Origin of the sequence: Mesorhizobium sp. M4A.F.Ca.ET.050.02.1.1 (assembly GCF_003997725.1) — a bacterium.
Classification (GTDB): Bacteria; Pseudomonadota; Alphaproteobacteria; order Rhizobiales; family Rhizobiaceae; genus Mesorhizobium.
The window spans coordinates 1-613 of the sequence record NZ_RZSG01001413.1 but is presented as its reverse complement, the minus strand read 5'-3'; the positions used below and the strand labels follow the sequence as shown (position 1 = coordinate 613).

Annotated in this window: 1 protein-coding gene and 1 pseudogene; both read right to left on the bottom strand. The window is 60.4% G+C overall.

The window, feature by feature from the left end:
* Nucleotides 1-184: pseudogene (locus EOA33_RS40050) on the bottom strand (hypothetical protein); the annotation flags it as partial.
* Nucleotides 159-613, bottom strand: a 455-nt coding sequence (locus EOA33_RS37855) for a DNA-packaging protein (protein ID WP_245482607.1), incomplete at its 5' end; no start/stop codon positions are given. The gene EOA33_RS37855 and the pseudogene EOA33_RS40050, both read right to left, overlap by 26 nt.

The window sequence follows — 613 nt, the reverse complement described above, 5'->3', positions numbered from 1 at the left end:
GCCAGTAGGTGCCCGGCCGTTCGTGGGCGGACACCGCATGCATGTTCAAGTTGATCTCGTCCTTGCCGGCGCGCCGGTGCCAGAACAGCAGTTGGCGCTTGCAGCCGCGCTCCCATGTGTCCCACGCCTTGCGCTGATACCAGCGCGGGCGCCAGCCGTTATTTGGTAGTTGGATCGTCGGCATTGGTTTCCGAGAGTTTGAGCACCTGCACAATGACGGGCGTGCCGTCCTTCCCCGTGAGTTCGGACTTATCCGCCAAGCCGAGATCGCGAGCGATGATGTTGGCATTCAGGAGGTCGGCGGCTGCGCCGGCGAACTTCTGCGCGCGGATGATTTCGTCCACTCGCGTTGTGACGGAGGAAAAATCTTTCCGGCTGCAATAATCTGCCCAGGTCGTGCGATCGATATCGAGGAAGATGTACAGCCCCGCGAGCGTCATTGCCCGCATCTTGGCAACGTTCTTGATCACGACTTTGCCCTTGTAGGCGAATGGCTTGGCCTCATAGAGCGGGTTGGCTTCGACCCATTCGAAATACTCGCTGGCCGCCTGCCACAGATGCTCAGGCGTGGTAAATATCGGATTGCGGCCGTGCGAGCTGCGCGCCTTCCAGA